The organism is Marinobacter algicola DG893 (assembly GCF_000170835.1).
GTDB lineage: Bacteria > Pseudomonadota > Gammaproteobacteria > Pseudomonadales > Oleiphilaceae > Marinobacter > Marinobacter algicola.
This window is the reverse complement of record NZ_ABCP01000003.1, coordinates 27,564-49,179: the sequence shown is the minus strand read 5'-3', so window position 1 is coordinate 49,179 and position 21,616 is coordinate 27,564. Positions and strand designations below refer to the sequence as shown.

General features: G+C 57.2%; 21 protein-coding genes and 1 tRNA gene. 8 read left to right on the top strand and 14 right to left on the bottom strand.

Going from position 1 to position 21,616, the window contains the following annotated elements:
• Window positions 1-3 precede the first annotated feature (3 nt).
• Window positions 4-1,557, bottom strand: a complete 1,554-nt coding sequence (locus tag MDG893_RS04295; RefSeq protein WP_007152499.1) for a glucan biosynthesis protein G — start codon at window positions 1,555-1,557, stop codon at window positions 4-6.
• 145 nt (window positions 1,558-1,702) lie between these two features.
• Window positions 1,703-2,878 carry a ShlB/FhaC/HecB family hemolysin secretion/activation protein gene (locus MDG893_RS04290; protein WP_007152498.1) on the bottom strand — a complete coding sequence of 392 codons (1,176 nt, stop codon included), beginning with the start codon at window positions 2,876-2,878 and terminating at the stop codon, window positions 1,703-1,705.
• A gap of 365 nt (window positions 2,879-3,243) precedes the next feature.
• Here MDG893_RS04290 and galU point away from each other — a divergent pair, with 365 nt between their 5' ends.
• Complete coding sequence (gene galU, locus MDG893_RS04285; RefSeq protein ID WP_007152497.1) at window positions 3,244-4,080, top strand: UTP--glucose-1-phosphate uridylyltransferase GalU; 837 nt, start codon at window positions 3,244-3,246, stop codon at window positions 4,078-4,080.
• A gap of 4 nt (window positions 4,081-4,084) precedes the next feature.
• Here galU and MDG893_RS04280 read toward each other — a convergent pair whose 3' ends face one another.
• Entirely contained in the window at window positions 4,085-4,501 is a 417-nt protein-coding gene (locus MDG893_RS04280) for a helix-turn-helix domain-containing protein (RefSeq protein ID WP_007152496.1), read from the bottom strand.
• Between the two features lie 134 nt (window positions 4,502-4,635).
• Here MDG893_RS04280 and MDG893_RS04275 point away from each other — a divergent pair, with 134 nt between their 5' ends.
• The gene (locus tag MDG893_RS04275) at window positions 4,636-5,508 is read left to right on the top strand and encodes a RibD family protein (protein ID WP_007152495.1); all 873 of its coding nucleotides are present in this window, start codon (window positions 4,636-4,638) and stop codon (window positions 5,506-5,508) included.
• Here the strand turns inward: MDG893_RS04275 and MDG893_RS04270 are convergent.
• The 4 genes from MDG893_RS04270 to MDG893_RS04255 are packed head-to-tail and all read right to left on the bottom strand — an operon-like array spanning window position 5,483 to window position 9,777.
• Window positions 5,483-6,457, bottom strand: coding sequence for a lysylphosphatidylglycerol synthase transmembrane domain-containing protein (locus tag MDG893_RS04270; protein ID WP_157132752.1), 975 nt, complete (start codon window positions 6,455-6,457; stop codon window positions 5,483-5,485). The genes MDG893_RS04275 and MDG893_RS04270 overlap by 26 nt on opposite strands.
• Window positions 6,414-8,360 carry a glycosyltransferase gene (locus tag MDG893_RS04265; protein WP_007152493.1) on the bottom strand — a complete coding sequence of 649 codons (1,947 nt, stop codon included), beginning with the start codon at window positions 8,358-8,360 and terminating at the stop codon, window positions 6,414-6,416. The genes MDG893_RS04270 and MDG893_RS04265 overlap by 44 nt, the downstream gene beginning before the upstream one ends.
• Window positions 8,347-8,745, bottom strand: a complete 399-nt coding sequence (locus MDG893_RS04260) for a 6-pyruvoyl trahydropterin synthase family protein (protein WP_007152492.1) — start codon at window positions 8,743-8,745, stop codon at window positions 8,347-8,349. The genes MDG893_RS04265 and MDG893_RS04260 overlap by 14 nt, the downstream gene beginning before the upstream one ends.
• Before the next feature lie 33 nt (window positions 8,746-8,778).
• Window positions 8,779-9,777, bottom strand: coding sequence for a zinc-dependent alcohol dehydrogenase (locus MDG893_RS04255; protein ID WP_007152491.1), 999 nt, complete (start codon window positions 9,775-9,777; stop codon window positions 8,779-8,781).
• A 157-nt stretch (window positions 9,778-9,934) separates the two neighbouring features.
• Here MDG893_RS04255 and MDG893_RS04250 point away from each other — a divergent pair, with 157 nt between their 5' ends.
• The 6 genes from MDG893_RS04250 (at window position 9,935) to MDG893_RS04225 (ending at window position 14,809) form a co-directional block, all read left to right on the top strand.
• Window positions 9,935-10,654: a CDP-alcohol phosphatidyltransferase family protein gene (locus MDG893_RS04250; protein WP_157132763.1), complete on the top strand. Its 720-nt coding sequence runs from the start codon at window positions 9,935-9,937 to the stop codon at window positions 10,652-10,654.
• Complete coding sequence (locus tag MDG893_RS04245) at window positions 10,651-11,253, top strand: YceI family protein (RefSeq protein ID WP_007152489.1); 603 nt, start codon at window positions 10,651-10,653, stop codon at window positions 11,251-11,253. Before MDG893_RS04250 ends, MDG893_RS04245 begins: the two co-directional genes overlap by 4 nt.
• Window positions 11,254-11,401: 148 nt before the next feature.
• Window positions 11,402-12,478: a hypothetical protein gene (locus tag MDG893_RS04240; protein ID WP_007152488.1), complete on the top strand. Its 1,077-nt coding sequence runs from the start codon at window positions 11,402-11,404 to the stop codon at window positions 12,476-12,478.
• Between the two features lie 29 nt (window positions 12,479-12,507).
• Window positions 12,508-13,593, top strand: a complete 1,086-nt coding sequence (locus MDG893_RS04235) for a hypothetical protein (protein WP_007152487.1) — start codon at window positions 12,508-12,510, stop codon at window positions 13,591-13,593.
• Window positions 13,594-13,720: 127 nt separating this feature from the next.
• A complete protein-coding gene (locus MDG893_RS04230; protein WP_007152486.1) occupies window positions 13,721-14,677 on the top strand; it encodes a DMT family transporter in 957 nt (318 codons plus the stop codon).
• A 55-nt stretch (window positions 14,678-14,732) separates the two neighbouring features.
• Window positions 14,733-14,809: transfer RNA gene (locus MDG893_RS04225), tRNA-Val, on the top strand.
• Between the two features lie 181 nt (window positions 14,810-14,990).
• Here the strand turns inward: MDG893_RS04225 and MDG893_RS04220 are convergent.
• The 7 genes from MDG893_RS04220 to bamC all read right to left on the bottom strand — a co-directional run bounded on the left by MDG893_RS04220 (window position 14,991) and on the right by bamC (window position 21,614).
• Entirely contained in the window at window positions 14,991-16,250 is a 1,260-nt protein-coding gene (locus MDG893_RS04220; RefSeq protein WP_007152485.1) for a TRAP transporter large permease, read from the bottom strand.
• Complete coding sequence (locus MDG893_RS04215; RefSeq protein ID WP_007152484.1) at window positions 16,247-16,765, bottom strand: TRAP transporter small permease; 519 nt, start codon at window positions 16,763-16,765, stop codon at window positions 16,247-16,249. The genes MDG893_RS04220 and MDG893_RS04215 overlap by 4 nt, the downstream gene beginning before the upstream one ends.
• 20 nt (window positions 16,766-16,785) lie before the next feature.
• Complete coding sequence (locus MDG893_RS04210) at window positions 16,786-17,784, bottom strand: TRAP transporter substrate-binding protein (RefSeq protein WP_007152483.1); 999 nt, start codon at window positions 17,782-17,784, stop codon at window positions 16,786-16,788.
• 183 nt (window positions 17,785-17,967) lie between these two features.
• Window positions 17,968-18,975, bottom strand: coding sequence for an NAD-dependent epimerase (locus MDG893_RS04205; protein ID WP_007152482.1), 1,008 nt, complete (start codon window positions 18,973-18,975; stop codon window positions 17,968-17,970).
• 19 nt (window positions 18,976-18,994) lie between these two features.
• Complete coding sequence (locus MDG893_RS04200; RefSeq protein ID WP_007152481.1) at window positions 18,995-19,723, bottom strand: TIGR04219 family outer membrane beta-barrel protein; 729 nt, start codon at window positions 19,721-19,723, stop codon at window positions 18,995-18,997.
• Between the two features lie 35 nt (window positions 19,724-19,758).
• Window positions 19,759-20,472 (bottom strand): phosphoribosylaminoimidazolesuccinocarboxamide synthase, encoded by a 714-nt coding sequence (gene purC, locus MDG893_RS04195; protein ID WP_007152480.1) that lies wholly within the window; start codon window positions 20,470-20,472, stop codon window positions 19,759-19,761.
• Window positions 20,473-20,516: 44 nt separating this feature from the next.
• Window positions 20,517-21,614 (bottom strand): outer membrane protein assembly factor BamC, encoded by a 1,098-nt coding sequence (gene bamC / locus MDG893_RS04190; RefSeq protein ID WP_007152479.1) that lies wholly within the window; start codon window positions 21,612-21,614, stop codon window positions 20,517-20,519.
• Window positions 21,615-21,616: the final 2 nt, after the last annotated feature.

Here is a 21,616-nt window from a genome sequence, read left to right as displayed (position 1 = left end):
GCTCTATTGTTTCTGGCCAAGCCCGGAATCCGGACCTATGGAATAGGTCCAGGTCTCGGTCAACGGCTTGTTTTCAAGCAGGAGTTGTCCTCGGAGGACCGGGGCCTTTTCACCAACGGGGCGAACCAGCATCGACAGGCGCCAGGTGCCATCCGCCTCAACGTATTCAACGAAATGCTCTATAATCTCAACGGCATCGCTGTTTCCGCTTCCTTCACTGACCTTACTGACGATGGCAGCGTTGGGCTTGAGGTCGTCCAGCGGCCCTCCCGCAAAATCAACAATGATTCGGTAGGCACCTTCTTCCGTGCCGCCCCCAGGGCGATTGCCATCTCCGACAAACGTTTGCAATGCGCGCCCGATATCCTGCCCGGATACGTTCTTGTCGCCAAAAAGAAGGCTGTAGGCAAATGTCCGGTGGTCACCCTGTTTCACGGGTTCTTTCGGTTTCCAGAAGGCAACGATGTTGTCGTTGGTTTCCGCATCGGTAGGGATCTCAACCAATACGACCTCGCCGTTCGACCATCCCTGCCTTGGGGCAACCCAGGCACTGGGCCGCTTATCGTATCGGGCCTCGGCGTCCTCAAACTGATCAAACTGGGTGTCCCTCTGCATCAACCCAAAGCCAGCCAGGCGATCAACCTGAAGGTAGCTGAGCCGAAGGCGTGACGGATTCGTCAGAGGGCGCCACAACCATTCGCCCGCGCCCTGGTCATGAATCAGCAGTCCGCTTGAGTCGTGCACCTGAGGCCGCCATTCACCGCGCGGTCTGGCGGTATTCTCGCCGTAGTAGAACATGGAGGTCAGCGGCGCCAGGCCCGGCTGATCCACCGCATTGCGGTAGAACAATTCAGCGGTCACATCGATGCGTGTGGTCGCACCGGGCTGAATATCGAAACGGTACGCGCCAGTTACGCTGGGGCCATCCAATAAGCCGTAAACCCGCATACGTTCACTGCCACCTCCCGGCCGCTCAAGCCAGAATTCAACGAACGATGGCACCTCCTCGCCGGAGGGCAGCCCGGTGTCTATCGCGATACCCCGCGCCGACAGGCCAAAGTGGTTATCGGCCCCCACGCCCCGGAAGTAGCTTGCGCCGGCGAAGACAAGAAACTGGTTCTGTTCGTCGCCTTCGCCCATCGGGTAGGTGAGCTTGAAGCCTGAATAGCCCAGATCCGCAGGGACCCTTTTGGCAAGTTCGGGATCAGGGAAACTGAACCCGGATTTATCAAACGGGATGGGTTTTACGCCGTCGGCATCCACCTCATTCAACTTGACCGTGTGGGTGTAATAGCTCCCCGGTGGCACCATCATCACCTGGAACCGGGAGCGCCCTTCCCGCCAAAGGCTGGCTTGCGGATTGAATCGTATGGATTGGTAGGCTCGGTAGCTCAGGTTCCTGAGAAACCCGGGCACCGACGGAGGAGGCTGATACTCACCTTCGGCCCTCGCTTTGGCCTTGTCCACTATTTCCTTGAACTCAAGCGCCCCCGCCGCGTGGGCGTAGAGCAGCCCCGGCAATATCAGGCCGATCAGCCATCGTTTCCCTGAATGCATGTAGCTCCTACCTTAAATATGTCCATCGACGTTTTAATGTAGCACCTGCGACCGGCGCCGTCTCAAGTGACATCTTCGTAAGGCAGGTTGGCCACGGAGGGCCAGAGAGGCATCAGGAGGGAGCTAGAGAGTCGTTCGCCATCAATCAGATACCCATGGTGAGGGAAAACCGAAAGTCCGGACGTTCGGGCATGGTCATTGCCATCGTCGAGGCACGAATCATGCGGCCGACACTGACATTGGCCGTGAACGCCCGGCCCTCGAACTTCAATGACACCTGGCCAGCGGAGGCCCGACCGTGGCGGTCGGACTGGGTTTCCGAGTAGGGAACCCAACCGTGCAACACCGCGAAGTTCACACTGGAAAGCACGCCGTCCATAAACGGCATCTGCCACGACGGGCTGGCGGTGTCCAGGCGCAGCCAGCCACCCCGAACAACTGATACGGATTGCCCGTTAAAACCGGCAATCATGGAAGGGCCAGCCACGGTCAGATACTCCGACACCGGAAGATCTTCATCAGCGAACTGGTAACGGCCGTGAATCCGCCAGCGCCACCGATAGAGTTCCTGTTCCAGCGACGCGGACATGGCCACTTTGTAGAAGGCGTCTTCGCGACCGACATCATCCTGCAACCGATAATCGGTCGAACTGTATTCGCGACCACTCACCGCCAGAAGACCGGTGTTGGCCTGCAAGCCATCCCAAAGCTCATGGCCGCCCTGCGCCTTGAGACCAACTGAGGACAACTCGTAGCGACTCTCCGATACCAGACTCCCCTTCTCCAGGGTGCGGCTGTCGCGACCGGTATGGTGGGCAATGCCATCAAACGCCATACCAAACTTTGAAAACAGCGACCGACTGGCCCCGACGCCCACCACACTGGACTCGCCGCTGGCATTGTAGCGCCTGTCACCACTGGTAACGGCATGGCTGTAGTAGGAACTTCCGGTTTCCACGGTCACTTGGTTGGCACCCGCTGGAAAGCGGTAGCGAAACGATGTTGCGTTAACGTCCGAGCGGTTTTTGTGGGACCGGGCATCGCGATAGTGAAACCCGATAGCATCGCTGCTGCCGACCAGACTGTCAGCAGACACACCAATGTCCCCATCCATTCCATCACTATTCAGGGAGGTTTTGCCGGAAAACTTCAATCGGGATCTGAGCCAATGTTCACGCTCATCACGGAACGCGTTCACGGTGCCTTCAAAGTTATCGGCATAGGGTTTCCAGCCGTTACGCAACCAGGAACCGGATGATTGGGCGTACAAGGGCTGGCTGAGAACGCACCAAACCAGTGCGAGCAACAGGGAATGTCTCAATGTTTCTAATCCTGCCAGTGAGCGCCGGCCGCCGGTTGAGAAGGGTGCCGGTTATTCTTAAAAAATCGTCACTGCGGAATGTATTGCATTAACGCCCTTAAATCCATCACTGGTTGCCAAAATTTACAAAGTTAATCTTCATTTAAAACATATAATTACAAGCACCTCTGAAAGTTTTTTCTATAGATTTCAACAAGCGGGAGGTGTTGGGAACTGGTGCCGCTTATTACCAAATTCTACATTTCGCTACCGAGACCTCCATTTGGATCACTAACTTGGTTACACTTGGCACAATTCGTGAGTCAGCCTACACGGACGACTGACCTCAAACAGGCCGTGACCGAAACGAAATAAGGACGAACGTTATGATCAAGAAGTGTCTCTTCCCTGTTGCCGGCTACGGCACCCGCTTCCTGCCGGCCACCAAGGCCATGCCCAAGGAAATCCTGCCCATTGTGAACAAACCCCTTGTTCAATACGGTGTGGAGGAAGCTGCAGAAGCGGGGGTTCACGAGTTCGGTTTCGTTACCGGTCGTGGCAAAAGGGCCATCGAGGATCACTTCGACATCAGCTATGAGCTGGAGCACCAGATTGCCGGTTCAGGCAAGGAAGACCTGTTAACGTCGATCCGGGAGCTGATCGACAACAACTCTTTCGCCTTTACCCGTCAGAATGAAATGAAAGGGCTCGGTCACGCCATCCTCACCGGTCGCAATCTGGTCGGCGACAACCCATTCGCGGTTGTACTGGCGGATGACTTCTGTGTGGCTGATGGCGCCGGAGAAGGCGTACTCGCTCAGATGGTCAAACTTTACAATCAGTTTCGCTGCTCCATCGTGGCCATTGAAGAAGTGCCGGAGGATGAGACCCATAAGTACGGCGTTATTGCGGGTGAGTCCATGAAAGACGGGCTCTATCGCATTACCGATATGGTCGAGAAACCCGCTCCGGAAAAGGCCCCCAGTAACCTGGCAATCATCGGCCGTTACATCCTCACGCCGGACATCTTCGACATCATTGAGCGCACTCCGCCCGGCAAGAACGGTGAAGTTCAGATTACGGATGCCCTGTTGGAGCAGGCAAAAAATGGCTGCGTGCTGGCGTACAAGTTCAAGGGCCGCCGGTTCGACTGCGGCAGCATTGACGGATTTGTGGATGCGACCAACTACGTTTACGAAAACATCTACAAGAAAGGTAAGTAGTCGACTATTTGCCGAGAATCTGCAGGATCATGCGCCGGTTTTCACCGGAGGTTTTCCGAAACCGGCGCAGCAGTTCCATTTCTTCTTCTGAAAGTTGAATCCGGCTGATTTCCTGCTCGAGTTCTTTCAAGGCCGTTGACAGATCATCACCCTGGCTGAACGCCAGGCCCGGAAGCTCCAATTGGCCCGTGTCCCCGGCGTCGTCCAGATCCAGCAGGTCTTCCAGTGGGGTTTCCGTCTTCAGGCAAAAATCCAGTAACTCGGTGACCCCCGGCCATGCCCGCTGCCTCACGTCCATTGACTCCCAACTCACCACCCGTGCTTCATCCACTCCGCACATTTCCGCCACATCCTCACACGACAACTGCCCGGCTTCCCGAATCTGCCGCAGGCGGCGGTTAAAGGTTTGCAGGTACCGCATAGGAGTATTCTCTGCCGAGGTGAATCTTGTGGTCTGATGGCACTTTCAGTGAATCAAACCGGAAATGTAACGTACATATAGCTTTACACACAATCTACCTATAATGAATCCATTAGCAACGGAAATAACTCGGTATGGCGGCAAAAGCACTGGATAAAAACACCGCGTGGGAGCTGATTCTGGACGCAGTGAATCGCAGCAATGTGACACTCTCATTGCCGGGAAGTGACAAGCCAGCACTGGATATTGGCCTGAACGGCGAATGGGCACTACGACTGCCGGCGGACCTGGACGCACGCAACCTGCTGTCGGTTTTCCTGCCTCTGTGTTGCCCGGTCGCCCCGGGTGTACGATCACGGGTTGTGGGCCAGATGGGGCAGAGCCTGGACGGACGCATTGCCACGGTGACCGGCGCCTCCAAGTTCATCAATGGCGAGGACGGCATTACCCACCTGCACCGTCTGCGGGCGGTGTCAGAAGCGGTCATTGTCGGCGCCGGAACCGCCTCCACCGACAACCCCAGGCTGACAGTCCGAAAGACGTCCGGCATCAATCCTGTGCGGGTGGTGATTGATCGCAACCATCGGGTACCGGACAGCCATCATCTGTTCAGCGACGAAGCATCCCCCACGCTTCGTCTTGTTGCCGGCGACTACCATGCTGGCGATAAGCTGGCCCCCCGCCACGGCGTAACGGATGTACCCTGCCTCGGACGGGATGACACCACGGACCCTGCCCATATACTCGAGGTTCTCGCGGACTTTGGCCTTCGCAAGATTTTTGTGGAGGGAGGTGGGCTTACCGTATCTGAATTCCTGAATGCGGCCCTGCTCGACCGGCTGCATGTCATGGTCGCCCCCATGATCATCGGCAGTGGACGCCCGGCGTTTTCACTGCCGGAAATCAAGAAACTTGACAGAGCCCTGCGCCCGAAGGCCCAAATGGTGGATTTGGGCAGTGATATGCTGTTTGATCTGGATTTCAGCCGTTCGACTGTCGACGAGTGAACACGAACAGCGCGCCCGGAAGGCTCGACAACAGAACCGCTAACCCGTAGCCAACACTGAGTGCAACGCCCTGCTCTGCCGGCAGCCCGGCCATGGGCCAGAGCAACGCCGCAGCGCCCTCGCGCACCCCCCAGCCTGCGACGGTCACAGGAATGGCCATGACCAACAGCAGAAGACTGCAAAGAGACATCAGGACCAACGCCATGTGGGGATCAGTCCAATAACCCGCGCCCAGAGCCAACAGTGAGAATACGGCCAGGTAACTGGTTACCACGCCGGCGGATGACACGATCTGGATACCAAGGGCCGGCCACTCCAGCAGAGCTTGGCGCAAATCCCTCCGCAGCGCATGAACATAACGCTTCGCACGCTGCCAAAGGCTGGCAACCAATACCACTATCGCCACCAGGCCGGCCAGCAACAACAGCACCCGTTCGCCATATTCCGAGAGGGCTTCAAGCATTCCGTGTCGGTGCCAAACGAGCCAACCACCCAGGCCAAGCGCCACCGCTATCATAACCAACTGGCCGGACAGCCTCTCGATCATAACGGCGTGAGCGGACGCAAGACGGGCACCGGAGTCGAGACTGTGACGCCAGGCCCGATTAACATCGCCCAACACGCCACCAGGAAGCACCTGATTCAGTAAGGTCGCAAGGTAGTATTCCCGCACGGCAACGGCCATAGGCAACACCAGACCCAATCGCCGGGCGGTGTAACACCAGCGCCAGGCCGAAAGCACCACCTGTGCAACGGACACCACCATTGCAGCCAATAACGCCAGTAATGAGAACTGCGCCAGTTCCCGACCAAGCACGGTCAGGTCCAGGAAGTAGCCTGTGATCAATAACAACAACAGGGTGAAACCCCAGCGCAGATAACGGGTTTGGGGCAGGCGTCGCACGTCAGGCAACGCCTTTTCTGGCTGGCCGGGCAAACAGGTCTTCATGATTCACACGGATTGACAGGCTCTGCTCATCAGCCTGCTTCAGGCGCAGGCCAAACCAGCGCTCGGCCCGCTGACGCTCTCCTGGCGACTGCTGCATCACCGCGTCCCGCCAGCCTTCGATCAAGGCGTGTTGAAGTGCGCTTTGAGCAGGCGTCAGATGCCACGGGCTTGGTGCAACAGACACCTGATAGTCACGCAATTCGAGCTGTTGCTTGAGGTAGTTCGTCGCCGATGGCCCGAGCGCGGCGCCAGCCCCCTTGTCACTGTGCTGGTGTTCGTTGACGGTCTTGCGTATCCAGTCGTCGTCCTGATCTTCCGGCGACAACTCAAAGTCACCCGCGTAACTCAGAACGATAAACACGCCGGCATTGTGTCTGGCGGCGGCTACCGCCAATGCCTCCAACCAGTCTTCCGACATCAGGTCAATCAGGGCCGAGGCCGTGACCAGTCGCGTGCCATCCGGAATCTGGCCGGCAAGCCGCGTGGCACTCAAGTGACAGGCATGGGTTTCCAGCGGGACATCAAGGTGTTGCAGACTCTCTCCCGCGAGGGCAAGCAGGTGTTCGTCCTGGTCCAGCAGTACCCAGCGCTGAGGCACCGTCATGGCAGGCACCAAGTAACGGGCGTTGGAGCCGGTGCCCGTGCCCAGGTCCACCACCAGTAGTGGTGGTGCGTGATGACCGCTCAGAACGCCCGGGGGGCAGTAGTCCTGTTCCACCCACGTCAGCACCTCCGAGAGCAGTCTTTTGTTGCGAGCACGGTGATCTGCAGACTCACGCAGTGCCAGCCAGCCACTGTCAAAGGTGGTCGGGTCCGGTGGCGGCAGCAGGTCTTCCAACGCCCGCTGGAACGCAATGGCGGTGCTCTGCCAGCTACGTAGGGAGCAAGACGCCTGTCGTGCCTGAGTGGCCGCCTCGCCAAGAGCACCAGGATCTGACAGCCAGTCTTCCAGGCAGGCCCGCAGCTCTGCCACATCACCGGCTGGATACTGCCGAACGCCAGGCCGCAGGCCTGTGGTAGAAAGAGCCCCCCCATCGGTGGTGATCACCGGCAAGCCCGCAGCTATCGCCTCATCAATCACCATGCCATACCCTTCATAAACGGAAGGCAGCACGAATACATCGGCGTTACGATAGGCACTGGCAAGCTCAGTGTCGTCCAGTTCCCCCGCAAGGCTTATCCGATGTTCAAGACCCAGGTTCGCAATGATGCCACGAAGCTCGCGGGCATAGTGCTCGTCGCGACCCAATGAGCCTGCCAGGGTGCAGTGCCATGAATAGTCCCGGAGGTCGCTTAACGCGTCAACCAGATGATGCTGGGCCTTGCGTGGCGACAGGTGGGCAACGCAGAGCAGATGAATCGTGCGGCCGTGGGCCCTTGATGGCTGGGTTTCAGCACCAATGCCAGCTATGGTGTCGGCGCCCGGCTCAACCACACGGATTGCGGTGGCCGGTACGCTGTAGTCTTTCAGGCGTTGCGCGGTGTGGGCACTGGTCGTGATCACCCCGGCCACTTTCGACAGCGCCCGACGCTCCACCCGGAAAAGCCAATCCTGCACTTCTTGAGTCAGCCCCGTTTCATCCGCCAGGGGGTGGTGAACCAGCGACACAACCCGCAAGCGGGATGCATGGCTGGCGACCACGTCCGGAAGTCCGCCCATGGCCAGGCCATCAAGCACCACCACCGAATCATCCGCAAGGTCGGCAAGCATCCTGTCCATGGATGCCTCCGCCATGCGGTCTGGCACCGGGAAGCTGCCACAGAGCCCGGCAACGAGCGCATCCACGCCGTTCTCCCTAAGCCCGGCGACAACCCGCTGGACGTACCGGTAACCCCCGGTTTTCTGTTCCGGATCCCCCGGAACCACGAACAACACCGACGTTAACGGCTCAGAGTTTGCCATGGTAGCTGGCCCAGGCAATATGGGATTCGCCAAGGGTGACCTTCATTGAACACAGGCCTTTGCCGGTTTCAGCCAGCCGCCCCTGGCGGATTGCCGCGGCCATTCGCTCAAACACCGTCATCGCCATGAATTCGGTGGTGGTGTTGCGATTGGCGAACTCCTCAATGTCGTCCAGGTTCTTCATGTTGAACTCGGCAATCACCGACGACAACACCTCGGACGCGAGTCCGATATCGACGATCAGGTCGTCGCGGTCGAGGGCTTCCCGCTCGAAAGTGACATCAACCACGTAGGTGGCCCCATGCAGGCCCTGGGCGGGGCCGAAGATGTCACCCTTAAAGCTGTGGGCGATCATCATGTGGTCTCTGACGGTAAGGCTGAACATGCGTTGTGGATCCTCGATGCAAGTAAAATGGAGTCAGTTGTCTGGGTATAGAATACGGTGGCAGAGGGTGTCGGAGGCCATTCCGCCAGCACCGTTTCCAGCAAGTGCCGGCATCACATCCGGCAGTGAACCGAAGGCGGTTTCTCCACTGATCAGACAGTCCAGGACATCATCCCGCAACAGCTCCAGGGCCAGCGCCATTCGATCCCGATGGCACCAACGCGGTCGCTGCTCGGGGTGAAGATTGCCGACCTGGCTCGACCGTATCGTCAGCCGACGGGAGTGGAATGCCCGGCCCAGCGATACCGGCACAGGCTGCTCGCCATACCAGCTCATCTCGATAATGCGTGCTTCCTGCCCGGCCAGGGCGAGTGCGGCTTCAAGACCTTGCGGGTGGCCGCTGGCATGGATGACCAAATCGTGGTCGTCCTGTTGGCACTGGGTCTGGAAGTTCAGTCCCAGGGAGTTCGCGACCACCTTACGTTGTGGATTGATATCCACGGCGGTAACGCGGGTACCCGGTATGCGACTGGCAAGCCAGGCGATCAGCAGGCCAACGACGCCAAGGCCAACCACCGCGACTCGCTCGCCCACCCGTGGTGAGGCATCCCACAGGCCGTTGACGGCGGTTTCCATGTTGGCGGCCAACACCGCTCTGGATTCCGGAAGGCCGGGAGGAAGGGGGACAACGGCGGATGCTGGAACCTGGTACTGATCCTGATGGGGGAACAGGCAGAAAACCGACTGACCAACGATGGTCTCGGAGCCTGACACAACACGGCCGACGCTGGCATAGCCGTATTTGACCGGGAAGGGAAAATCACCCTCCTGAAACGGGGCACGCATCGAATCGTATTCCGACGGTGGCACACGGTTATTGAATACCAGCGATTCGGTTCCACGACTGATGCCGGAGTATAGTGCCCTAACCGCCACGGTGGGCCCATCAGGGTCGGCGGTCGAAACATGATCATAGGTTGCTGGGAGAATGGCCCCTTCCCCGGATCCGGTCACCCAAAATGCGTTTGTCATATCGTCTGTTTCCTTACAGCGCACGTAACTCACTATAGTACACGCAAGCTATAGTACACGCGGCTTTGCCAGCTATAGTGCATACAGGCGCATCGATGTTTTTGGTAGCACCCTGCTTTGGCCGGATGCACGCTCATTCTTACGCTGGGGTTTAATGATGGATTCCCACACTCACTCGTTCCGCATGCCCCTGGCCGCAGATCTTGCCTGGTTCGGTAGCCTGACGGCGCTTATGGTGGCCGCCGCCGGCATCGGTTTCCACCCCCATGCCAGCTTTTACGCAATCGCCATGTTGCTCTGCCTGGCCATTGCAGTACCTGTTATTCGTTTCTGGCCCGCAGAACAGGACTTTGGCTGGGCCAACCGGGCAACCCTGGTGCGCGCCTCCCTCGTCATACTCCTGACCAGCCTGGCACCCTTCACTCCCGAGTTGGGGAACTGGCTGTGGTTGTACGGGTCATTGTGTTTACTGGCGTTGATTCTTGACGGCGTGGATGGCGCTGTCGCCAGGGCGACCCGTTCGACGACGGCGTTCGGTGCCCGATTCGACATGGAACTGGATGCGCTGTTCATCCTGGGGCTCTGTGTTGCGGTCCTGGCCCAGAGCAAAGCCGGCCCATGGGTTCTGGCATTGGGGCTGATGCGTTACGCCTTTGTAGCCGCTGGCCGCTGGTTCCGTTTCATGGACCAACCACTGCCCGACAGTTTTCGACGCAAAACGGTCTGTGTATGGCAGATAGTCACGCTGATGGTTGCCATATTACCCATAACGCCGACCGGCTTCGCGTCCGCCACACTCGCTATCGCGCTGTTACTTCTGAGTTATTCGTTTTTTACAGACCTGCGCTGGCTTTATCAAACAGGGAGAAAGGCATGAAAAGGTTCCTATCCACCGCTGCACTGACCGCCTCGCTGGCATTATCCGCCCCGGTAGCCATGGCCGAGCCGGAAACCTACGTTATCGACGATGAGCATTTCTCGATGTCGTTTGAGGTGATCCACATTGGCTATGCCCCGGTGATGGGCATGTTCCGGGATGTGGAGGGACAGTTTGACTACGACGAGGAGACCAAACAGCTCACTTCCGGGACACTGACGTTCAAGAGCAAAAGCGTCTTTACCAATCACGATAAACGGGATGGCCACCTACGCAATAAGGATTTCCTCAACAGCGGAACCTTCCCGGATATCACCTTTGAGATCACTAATTTCGAAGCCACTGGCGACAACACTGGTATCGTGACCGGTGACCTGACCCTGCTGGGCAAAACCCGCCCGATGGATGTGGATGTGACCCTTAACAAATCAGCCGAATACCCCATCGGGCACGAGGACTACACCCTTGGCATCACCGCCGAAACCACCATCAAGCGCAGCAATTGGGGCATGACCTACGGCATTGACCAGGACCTGGTGGGCGATGACGTTCGTCTCAGGTTCGGCCTGGAAGCCGTGAAAGAGTCCGGCTGGTTATGAGGTAGTGTGAACGGCATCACAGACTGGACACATTTTGTTACACATTCGGGCCATTTTTTTGCGCGAAGTCAGTTTGGCCCGTTATGTTAATACAACAACAAAAATAATGGCGTTCGCGCCATAGAATGCCTCCAACAAGGATTCAAAGATGCCACTGCGGTTGCTCTTGGCCCTAACGTTCGTCGTATCCGGTGCCGTCGGCCTGGGATATCTGCTGGCGGCCGACAATGCCGACCGATTCTCCTGGATAACCGGGGAAAGTGGGGGCCGGAGCCCGCCCCCTTCAGGAACAGACACCACCCGCTCCAAGCCTGCGCCGGTAGATTCGCCAACGACGGAGAAGCAGAAACCCTCTGATAATGCGATTGGCTTCATGTTGGCCAGTGCCGCCGCCCAATACAGCCAGAACATACGCTACCCGACCTACTCCATTCCGATCTCCGAAGATCAGGCCAGGGCCTACGCCGGCAACCGTTTCGACCCTGTGGAGCTGCCGCTCGACGGGGGCGGGCAATTTACCGTCACGCTTGAGAAATACCGCTTCGTGCAGGAAGAGGACATTCTGGTGGCGGCGAGTATTACCGGCTCTCAGGTAGTAGGCCCCAGCCTGAACGTAACCCTGGAGTCACCCGAGTCTCGCCAGGCGATTGCCAGCACTGCTCTCAATAACGAGGCCGGCGCGCCCTATTATGAAGGCATCATTGAGGCCGATGCAGAGCCCGGAGAGTATCGGTTGATCGTTGAGGCAACCATTGATGGCAAACCCGTACGCCACGTTTCGACCCTAACCATCGAGCCCGACCTCGGAGAGTTTGACGGCCTGGGTGACCCACGGGTGACCAGCAACGACCTGATCATACCGGTTCATTTCGACGCCAAAGAGCCCGGCTTCTACGCGCTTTCTGCCCAGCTTTACCACAACGGCCGCGCACTCGCGCAGCTGCAGACGGAAAAGCGACTCGACGGAACCACAGACACCCTGGAGCTCAAAGCTCATGGCTCGGTGCTCGCCCATCGCGAGATTACCGGTAAGCTGGAACTGCGCAACCTGCAGATCCGGCGTTTGCCGGCCTCGCCCGGAGACCGCACCGACTATGGCTTTGGGCCAGATGACGGCTACTCGTTTTCGCCACCGGACCTGGACGGATTGACCGACAGCCCGGCAGGTGACCCCGAATCAGAGCAACGTGCTGCCCTGCTGCAAAAGCTGGCAGACAAGTTCTGATACAACAATAAAACAAAGACGGAGCCTTTATGAAAACAAGAAAGAGAAGTGCCTGTAAGACCGCCCTCGCGGTTGCCATCGCCGGTGGTTTGTTCGCCGGTACCGCCCACGCCCAGCTTGGGGGCCACAACGTGATTCTGGTTCACGGCTTCCAGCAGGAAGACCTGGCCAACCCACCGGCCAACCTCAATGAAGTGAAAAGCGCTGGCGAGGACTACTGGCGTACCTTCTGGCTGTCCCGCTCCGACGCCCGTGTAGACTGGGGCAGCGATGGCCGCGTGGAGGGCAACATCGCCCAGCAGGCCTATCAGCAACTGCGTGACATCAGCCAGCAAGGGTTGTGCAACGATTTCTGCATCGTGGTGTCCCATTCCACCGGTGACCTGGTCACCCGTTATCTTCTCGAGAATCAGGCCCGCTGGCTTCAGGCCGACGGACTGCAGCCGCTGAAAATACTCGCTGCAATCGACTACTCCGGCGCCGGCGGCGGTACGGAGCTGGCCGACCTGGCCCTGAACATTGCCTACAACGACAGTTGGTACAATTGGCCACTCAAACAGGCGGTTCGTGCGTTCACAGGCATCACCCCTGAACCTGGCAAACTGGGTGTCGTCAACGACCTGCAAACCAACACAGCACGCAACCTGGCCGTCAGCCCCAATAATATTCCGCGACTGCGATTTGTCGCCGGCGGCTCCTCTTACGGCGGCATCACCAAGCCGTTCATTGCCGGCACCGATGATGGCGTGGTACCAACCCACTCGGCCTGTGGCGCTACCACCAGCAACGGCATCGACTCCTGTAGCTCCAGCCTGAGCCTGGCGGGCAAGGTGTCCAGCCAGAATGGGCCCTCGGACCTGTACTACAACCACTTTCCGATCCTGATGAACGAGGGCGTTTCCCACAGCGGCGTTCTGGGCTCGGAAACCGGCAACATTTCAGTCCCCGTAGTGAATGACACCACTCTTAATGGGCTGCGTGTCGATTTCGCCAGTCGCACCTACAACAAGCGCGCCTGGTGGCAGTGGTGGGGGTCCGGTGACCGATATATCGAAGTACCCGGTTCGGACCAGACCGATATGTCGACACTGGTCTACAACACACTCAACAACTAAAAATACCAAGATGGACCCAACCGTCTGAAGGAGTACCAACCGGCTCATGGAAGAGCCATTTTTTACCCGCCCGTGATAAACTCTGCCGCTGTCTTTCTAATGCCTATCCACTCTATGGCGGTTGTGAATGCCCCTCTCGAACACCCATAAATCCGACCTGTTACTGGTGGTTGTCACCTTGATGGCCGCCATTAGCTGGATATTTTCCAAGGAAGCCGTATTGCTGATGCCACCGCTGATGTTTATGGCCCTGCGTTTCCTGTTGGCCGGTTCGGTATTGGCGGCCATAGCCTGGCCTTCGCTGACACGGCTAAGCCTGGACCAATTCAAGCGCAGTGCCGGCGTGGGGCTGGTATTCGGAGTGGCCATGAGCTTCTGGGTGATGGGGCTGTTTCATGTCACCCACATAGGCGAAGGCGCCTTCCTGACCAGCCTTGGCGTGGTCATCGTGCCGGTGATTGCCCGGGTTATCTTTCAGGAAGCGCAACCGATCAGCACCTGGTTCGCGATTCCGGTCGCGGTGGGCGGGCTTGCGCTATTGTCGCTCAAGAACGGATTCCGGCCGGAGATCGGGCAGGTTTTCTTCGTGATCGCCGCCTTTATCTTTGCGCTGTATTTCACCCTCAATACCCGCGCGGCCAACCAGCGCACGGTGATCAACCGCCGGGGAGAATCCGTGGAAAAACACCGCGTCCCCGCCCTGCCCCTCACGACCATTGCGCTACTCACCGTAGGCACCGTCACCTTAACCGAGTCAGCGCTGCTGGAACCCTGGACACCGACTATCGAAAATTTCTCCGGCATTCTCGCCGGCTGGGTGATTGCCAGTGCCGTGGTAGGAACGGCAGGCCGTTTCCTGCTGCAGACCTATGCCCAGAGCCTGGCTACCCACAGCCACGGAGTCGTGATCCTGGTGTTGGAGCCGGTATGGGTCGCGCTGTTCGCTGCAGGCTGGTTCAGTGAATCCATGTCCGCCACACAACTTGCCGGTTGCGGCCTGATATTCCTGGCACTGCTGATCAATCGGTGGGGGGTGCTTAGCAAGGCCATAAAAGGCTGGGCCAGAAAGCAGAAAACCGCCTGAAAGAGGTTGACCACGCCCATCGGAATCAGTATATTTCCACCCCGTTGCAGGACATAGGACCATAGCTCAGTTGGTTAGAGCGCTGCCTTGACATGGCAGAGGTCGGCAGTTCAAATCTGCCTGGTCCTACCATTTCTGCTTAACGATCCGTTTTTTGCAGTTCCCTTCTCTATACCGTCTTTCTTTCCCGATATTGTTTCAAAGCTCTTCCAATAAGATTCCTACTACCACTCCCGGGCCAGCTTGTTCACTAGCTCACCCCCATCTGATGCCAAACCGTCTCATAAGACAACTTAGACACAGCGATTCCTGCCTAACCTGAAATGCCTGTAAAAATCGGGATATAAACCACCAGAAGCAACACTGCGATTAAGCCAAGCAGGTAGGGGATGATAGCGCGGGTGATGCGCTCGAGCGGCAAACCGGTGACAGAGGATGCCACATAAAGGTTGATTGCGACTGGAGGCGTAATCATACCAATGGCCAGTCCCACCACAATTATGAGACCGAAGTGGATTGGGTCGATTCCTAGCTGGATGACTAACGGCAATAGAACCGGGGTCAAGATTATCAGGGCACTCGCTGTTTCGATGAACACCCCCGTTATCAGGATGATACCGACGACGAGTAGCATAATGATGTAAGGGTTAGTGGACAGTGACAGGACCGATTCAGCAATCGCGCCGGGTACCTGCCAACTTGATAGTGTCCAGCTCAGAACGGCCGATGTGGCAATGACGAACATGATAACGGCGGTTGTAATCGCAGAGCGGATCAATATCCGATAGATATCCGGAAGCTTGAGGTCGCGGTAGATAAACAATGAAACTAACAGTGCGTAATTGACCGCCACTACTGCCGCTTCGCTGGGCGTAAAGATGCCAGAGAATATTCCACCCAGAATAATGACGGGGGTCATCAACCCCCAGCTTGCGCTCTTGAGCGTGCCCCAAATGGTCGCGAGGGATAATGCGGTGCCACGCGGATAATTCCGCCGGTAACCCTGGGTAATGGCAATCGCGATGAGCCCCAATCCCATGATAAGGCCCGGAATAAAACCATTCAGAAACAGCTTGGAAACCGATTGCTGAGCAATAACAGCGTAGATAATCATCGGCACGGATGGCGGGATAACCACACCAATAGTACCGCTGGCGGCAATCAAACTCGCTGCGGCCGCCGGGTCATACCCTTTTTTACGGAGCTCCGGCACCAGGCTGGAGCCTACGGCTGCAGTGGTGGCAGCCCCTGAGCCGGATATCGCCGCAAAGAACATACCGGCCAGTACGGCCACGATAGAAAGCCCGCCTTTCAGAAACCCGAACAGTGAGTCCGCAAAACTGACCAGCTTCTCGCTCACCTTGCCCTGGGCCATGAGGTCGCCGGCCAGTATGAACATAGGCACCGCAACCAGAGCGAAGGAATTAATCCCCTGAAACATTTGCTGGGTAACCACCATCAGTGGCACACCCTGAAAAAACAGCGCTGCCATCGTACTGGCACCGATTGACACAGCAATAGGTACGCCGATTAGCATGAACAGGAAGAAAAGAACGAACAGCAGGCCAGTCACAGTGGCGGGTCACTCATATCAGAGGCAGTCTCGTCAGTGCCAGATCCTTCTGACACCAGTTCAACCAGATCAACAAATGCGTACCAGCTCATCAGCGCTCCACAGACCGGGATAATCGCGTAAACGTACGTCATCGACCAGCCAAGAGAGGCTGAGGTCTGGAAGCTTTGCATCTGCATATAGCGATAGCCAACAAGCACCAACGCAATCATGAACCCTAGGAAAACGGCCACAGCTAGGATACGCGTCACTTGCCGCAGCCTGCCTGGCAGTGCGTCGACGACAAAGGTAACAGCAATGTGGCGACCACGCTGAAACGCGAGAGTGGCCCCCATAAAGGTAATCCAGATGAGCAGGAACCTCGCTAATTCTTCGGTCCAGCCCACCGCCGTGAAGAAAACCCTGGATAGGATCTGCAGCGTGATTACGGCGATCAACGCCACCATGGCCGCAAAAACCATAGGCTGCATGATGGCATCGATTGCACGTTCAATCCTCTTCAGAACTCCCAACATAACGTCGTCGGGTCCTTTAATTATGGCTGCTGGGATTCACGAATCCGGTCCAGGTATTCACCAAACTGATTACCGTACTTTTCATAGACTGGGGCGACAGCAGCCTGAAAGGCATCAACCTCCGGATCTTCCACGATTTCCATTCCCGATGCCCGAAGCTCCGCCAACTGCTTCGACTCCATTTCGGCGTTTACGCGGCGTTCATGTTCCGCAGCTTCCTGGGCCGCCTGTTCGATGACGCCTTGAGCCGCCTCCGGCAGGCGGTTCCATACTGGCATCCCCATGACAAATATCGCCGGCGCGTAGGTATGCCGCGACATCGTCATATAGTTCTGAGTCTCATTAAGCTTGAAGGAGTGTACGACGTTGACGGGATTTTCCTGGCCATCGATGGTGCCCTGTTGCATGGCTGTCAACGCTTCAGTCCAGGCCATGGGAACGGCATTTGCCCCCAACTCACGGAACGTATCAACGTAAACAGGATTCTCCATGACACGCACGCGCAAACCGTCAATATCATCCGGATGCCTGACCGGCCGTTCGCTGTTGGTGAGGTTACGGAAGCCGCGCTCAGCGTATGCCAGGCCTTTGAGGTTAACTTCGCTCAATTTGCCCAGTAGCTCCTGGCCGATGGGACCATCAAGCACTGCATAGGCTTCTTCTGGGGAGGAGAACAGGAAGGGCAACTCAAATACAGCCATTTCTTCTACAAAATTGGCGACCGGGCCGTTGGTTATGACGCCCATATCCACGGTACCAATTTGCATACCCTCGAGTAGGGTGCGCTCGTCGCCGAGGGAAGCATTGGGATAGAGTTCGATGGTCACTGCACCTTCTGTGCGCTCACTGACCAGCTCCTGAAATTTTACAGCGGCAATGTGGAAGCCATCCTGCTCATTAACAACGTGGGCCAAGCGCAAAGTGACGGGATCCATATCCGAAAATTCATCGGCAAAGACCGAGGAAGTCAGGCCAAGCGTGAGGCCAAGTACTGCAGTAACACAGGCGAGTTTATTCATCATCTTCCCTTTTTATTTTGAATAATTGTGAAACCAATCTCAGAATAACAGCAATAAACTACATAGCAAGCTCTCGACACGGTAAACGCTTGATTGCGTTACGCTAAATACGCCCCCCAGTAATGGGGGCATAAAAAAACCGCCGAAGGTGCCCTTCAGCGGTTTTGTGTGCGCCTGAAAAACCTAGACCTTGTAGAAATCCCGATACCAGTCCACGAAGTTGGCGATGCCCTCTTCCACCGTGGTGGACGGCTTGTAGCCCACATCGTCAATCAGGTCATCCACATTGGCGTAAGTGGCGGGCACGTCGCCGGGCTGCAGGGGCAGCAGGTTCTTCTCGGCCTTTTTGCCAACGCGCTCTTCGATGATCTCAATAAACCGGGACAACTCCACCGGGTTGTTGCTACCGATGTTATACAGTCGATATGGCGCCTTGCTGGTGCCGGGGTCTGGCGTTTCACCACTCCACTGCGGGTTGGGGGTGGCGACATTGTCCAGGGTCCGGATAACGCCTTCCACAATATCGTCAATGTAGGTGAAGTCGCGCCTATGGTGCCCATGATTGAACACATCAATGGGCTCACCGGCCAGGATGTTCTTGGTGAAGATGAACAGCGCCATATCCGGGCGGCCCCAGGGGCCATAGACGGTGAAGAAGCGCAGGCCGGTGGTGGGCATGTTGTACAGGTGGCTGTAGGTATGAGCCATGAGCTCGTTGGCTTTCTTGGAGGCCGCGTACAGACTCAGAGGATGATCCACGTTGTCGTGGATGGAGAACGGCATGGTTTCATTCGCGCCGTAGACAGAGCTGCTGGAGGCGTACACCAGGTGCTTAACACCGTTGTGACGACACCCTTCCAGAATGTTGGTAAAACCCACCAAGTTGGCGTCGATGTAGGCATGGGGGTTTTCCAGGGAGTACCGCACACCCGCCTGGGCGGCCAGGTGAACCACACGCTCTGGCTTATGCTCTCGGAACAGGGCTTCCATGGCAGGCCTGTCGGCCACGTCCTTACGAACTTCGGTGAATCCTGGTTTACAGGTCAGGCGCTCAAGCCGCGCTTCCTTAAGGGTGGGGTCGTAGTAATCGTTGACGTTATCCACGCCGATTACTTCATCACCTCGGTCAAGCAGCCGATGCGCCAGATGGGAGCCAATAAAGCCCGCCGTACCTGTAACCAGAATTTTCAACGTATTCTCTCCTGTTCCTTCAGAACGTTAGCCCGGCACTCACAAACGGGCCACCGAGTTCGATGTCCAGACGGTCATCGCTGTCTTCGTAATCAATGCTGATCTGACGGTATCCAGCACGCAGCTGTAACAACGACAGTTCGTATTGGCCATAGGCGTTGTAGTCGTACACGGAATCGCCGTCGAAGCTGATGAGGTTGGCCTCACCACCGACAGAAACACCGGTAAAGGGCAAATCAAAGCGGGCAGCCAGATAACCCATCGGAATCACGCCGTCGACCTCAGTCTTACTGACCTGGCCATTGGTGGCCTGCTCACGAACAATCAGTTCGCCATCCAGATTGCGGGCGGTCACGCCCAGATCCAGATTGGCCCAGTTGTCGAGCACTTCGTAATACAGGGTGACGTCAAACTGACTCAGGTCCAGATCCGAATCGACGTCGCCGGACACCAGGTCAAATTGCGTGGACACTTCGCCACTGCCGCTTTGTTCAATGCGGGTGTAATTCAGGCGCACGTTGGGCAATACCGGCACCGGGTGCTCCAGGTAGGCACTCAGATTGGCATTGGTGTCGCTTTCCAAGTCAAGGTCGTTTTCGACGTCGACCACGTCGTTGTTTTTGCCGGCTTTGCCCGAGAGGTCAGAATCCCAATAACTGACATTGGCCCCCACCCCAACGACATCAGCGGTTGCGACTGGGGCAGCGATGACCAAAGAGCCGCCGATGGCAAGAATCAGTTTACGCATAGTGCACCTGTTTTCTGGTTGTTGTACCTGACTGATCAGTCGAAACGGATGCCGAGACGACGACCAACCTCTTCGTAGGTCTCAATCACATCGCCCAGTCCCTGACGAAAACGGTCCTTATCCATCTTTTTTCGGGTTTCCCTATCCCAGATACGACAGCCGTCGGGGCTGAATTCGTCACCCAGAACAATCTGGCCACCCGAGCGGCCAAATTCCAGCTTGTAGTCCACCAGCAACATGCCAGCTTCCTCGAACAGGGCCTTCAGTACGTCATTCACCTGATAGGTCAGTTCTTTCATTCTGGCAAGTTCTTCGGCTTTCGCCCAACCAAAACTGACCGCCAGTGACTCATTGACCATGGGATCATGCATGGCGTCGTTCTTCAGGAACAGTTCAAAGGTGGGCGGATTCAGCGTCAGCCCTTCCTCGACACCCAGGCGGCGGCACAGGCTGCCGGCGGAGATGTTACGAACAACACATTCCACCGGGATCATGTCCAGCTTCTTGACCAGTGATTCCGTATCGGAAAGCAGGCCCTCAAAGTGCGTGGGAACGCCGGCGGCTTCCAGTTTCTCCATGATGAAGGCATTGAAGCGATTGTTCACCATGCCTTTGCGGTTAAGCTGCTCTTTTTTCTCGCCGTCGAAAGCCGACGTATCGTCGCGAAACACCATCACAAACCGGTCGGGATCGTCGGTACGGTATACGGATTTGGCCTTGCCCGCGTAAAGCTCTTCACGCTTTTCCATGTCAGGTCTCCGGACGTGCCCGCTCTGCGCAGGCACTGCTTGCATTAGTAAAGGTATTCGAACAATTCTGAGAGCAGCTCGGACGAGCGATTCTCACCATCGTAACTCTCGGCGATGGCGGTGGAAACGACAATATCGCCGTCGCGTGCCTCAAGCCGTATATCAAACGAATGTACCGGTTCCGGGGTGTCGGAGAACCAGCTAAACCATCCCGACTCGCGCTCGGATTCCGGCCGGAAATCCACAAAGAAATACCCGTCTTCGCGGTTCAGGTCGATCACCGGTATGCCCGCGTCATCCACCGCCCGGCGTACTTCCGCCCAGGCCCGGCCATAATCCAGGCTCATTACGATTTCCCGGGGCGTCTCGTCGTCCGATACCAGCCTGACCAGCGGTTCGCTGGCCATGCCCAATGCCGCGCGGGAGTATGATTTACTGTCTTCCCGGTTGCGTAAATACTGGCCCAGGTCTTCGAGCAGCTTCCGACTGGTGTCGAGTTGCTCACGGCTGCGGGTGTCTCCACCGCTCCATGCCATCAGTTCGTTCGGGTCATTAGCAACTTCGAAGGAACGGAATTGAACCTCTGTGGTCTTGCGGCGCACACCGGGCGCGACGCGGGCCTGAACCACCACTTTCGCCTCTTGCCCGTCGGGGTTATCCGGCAGCCCCAGCAAGCCCCTCGCCTGCTTGCTGAAGTTAACAAGCTCGCTTTGCATCAGGCCGAGCTGAGGGCTGTCGTACGCGACACCAAGGCCGTTCTCATTCATGTAGGAGGTGACTGCAGGCCAAAGGCGACCTGGCACATCATTTACCAGCAGCCATATCTGGCCATCCAGCTCCTCAACCACGTAGTTTTCGTCAAGGATATCGGAGGTCATATCCGGCGGCCTGGGTATGCTTCCCCGAAACATCCGGCCCGAGTCGGCAGCGGTCGCTTCACGTATCGGCATGATCTGACCAAATTCGCCTTCATCCGCCGTTTCCGGAAGTTTCAGCGGCGTGCCTTCCGGCGCATCGACGTAGCGCTCGGAGCGGTCTTCGATAAGGCTACAGCCTGACAGGGCCACAACAAACATCAGGCCCGCCAGGGGCCTGATGCATTTTTCGGATTTTTTGATTTCTGTCCTGAACCTAAACGCCATCA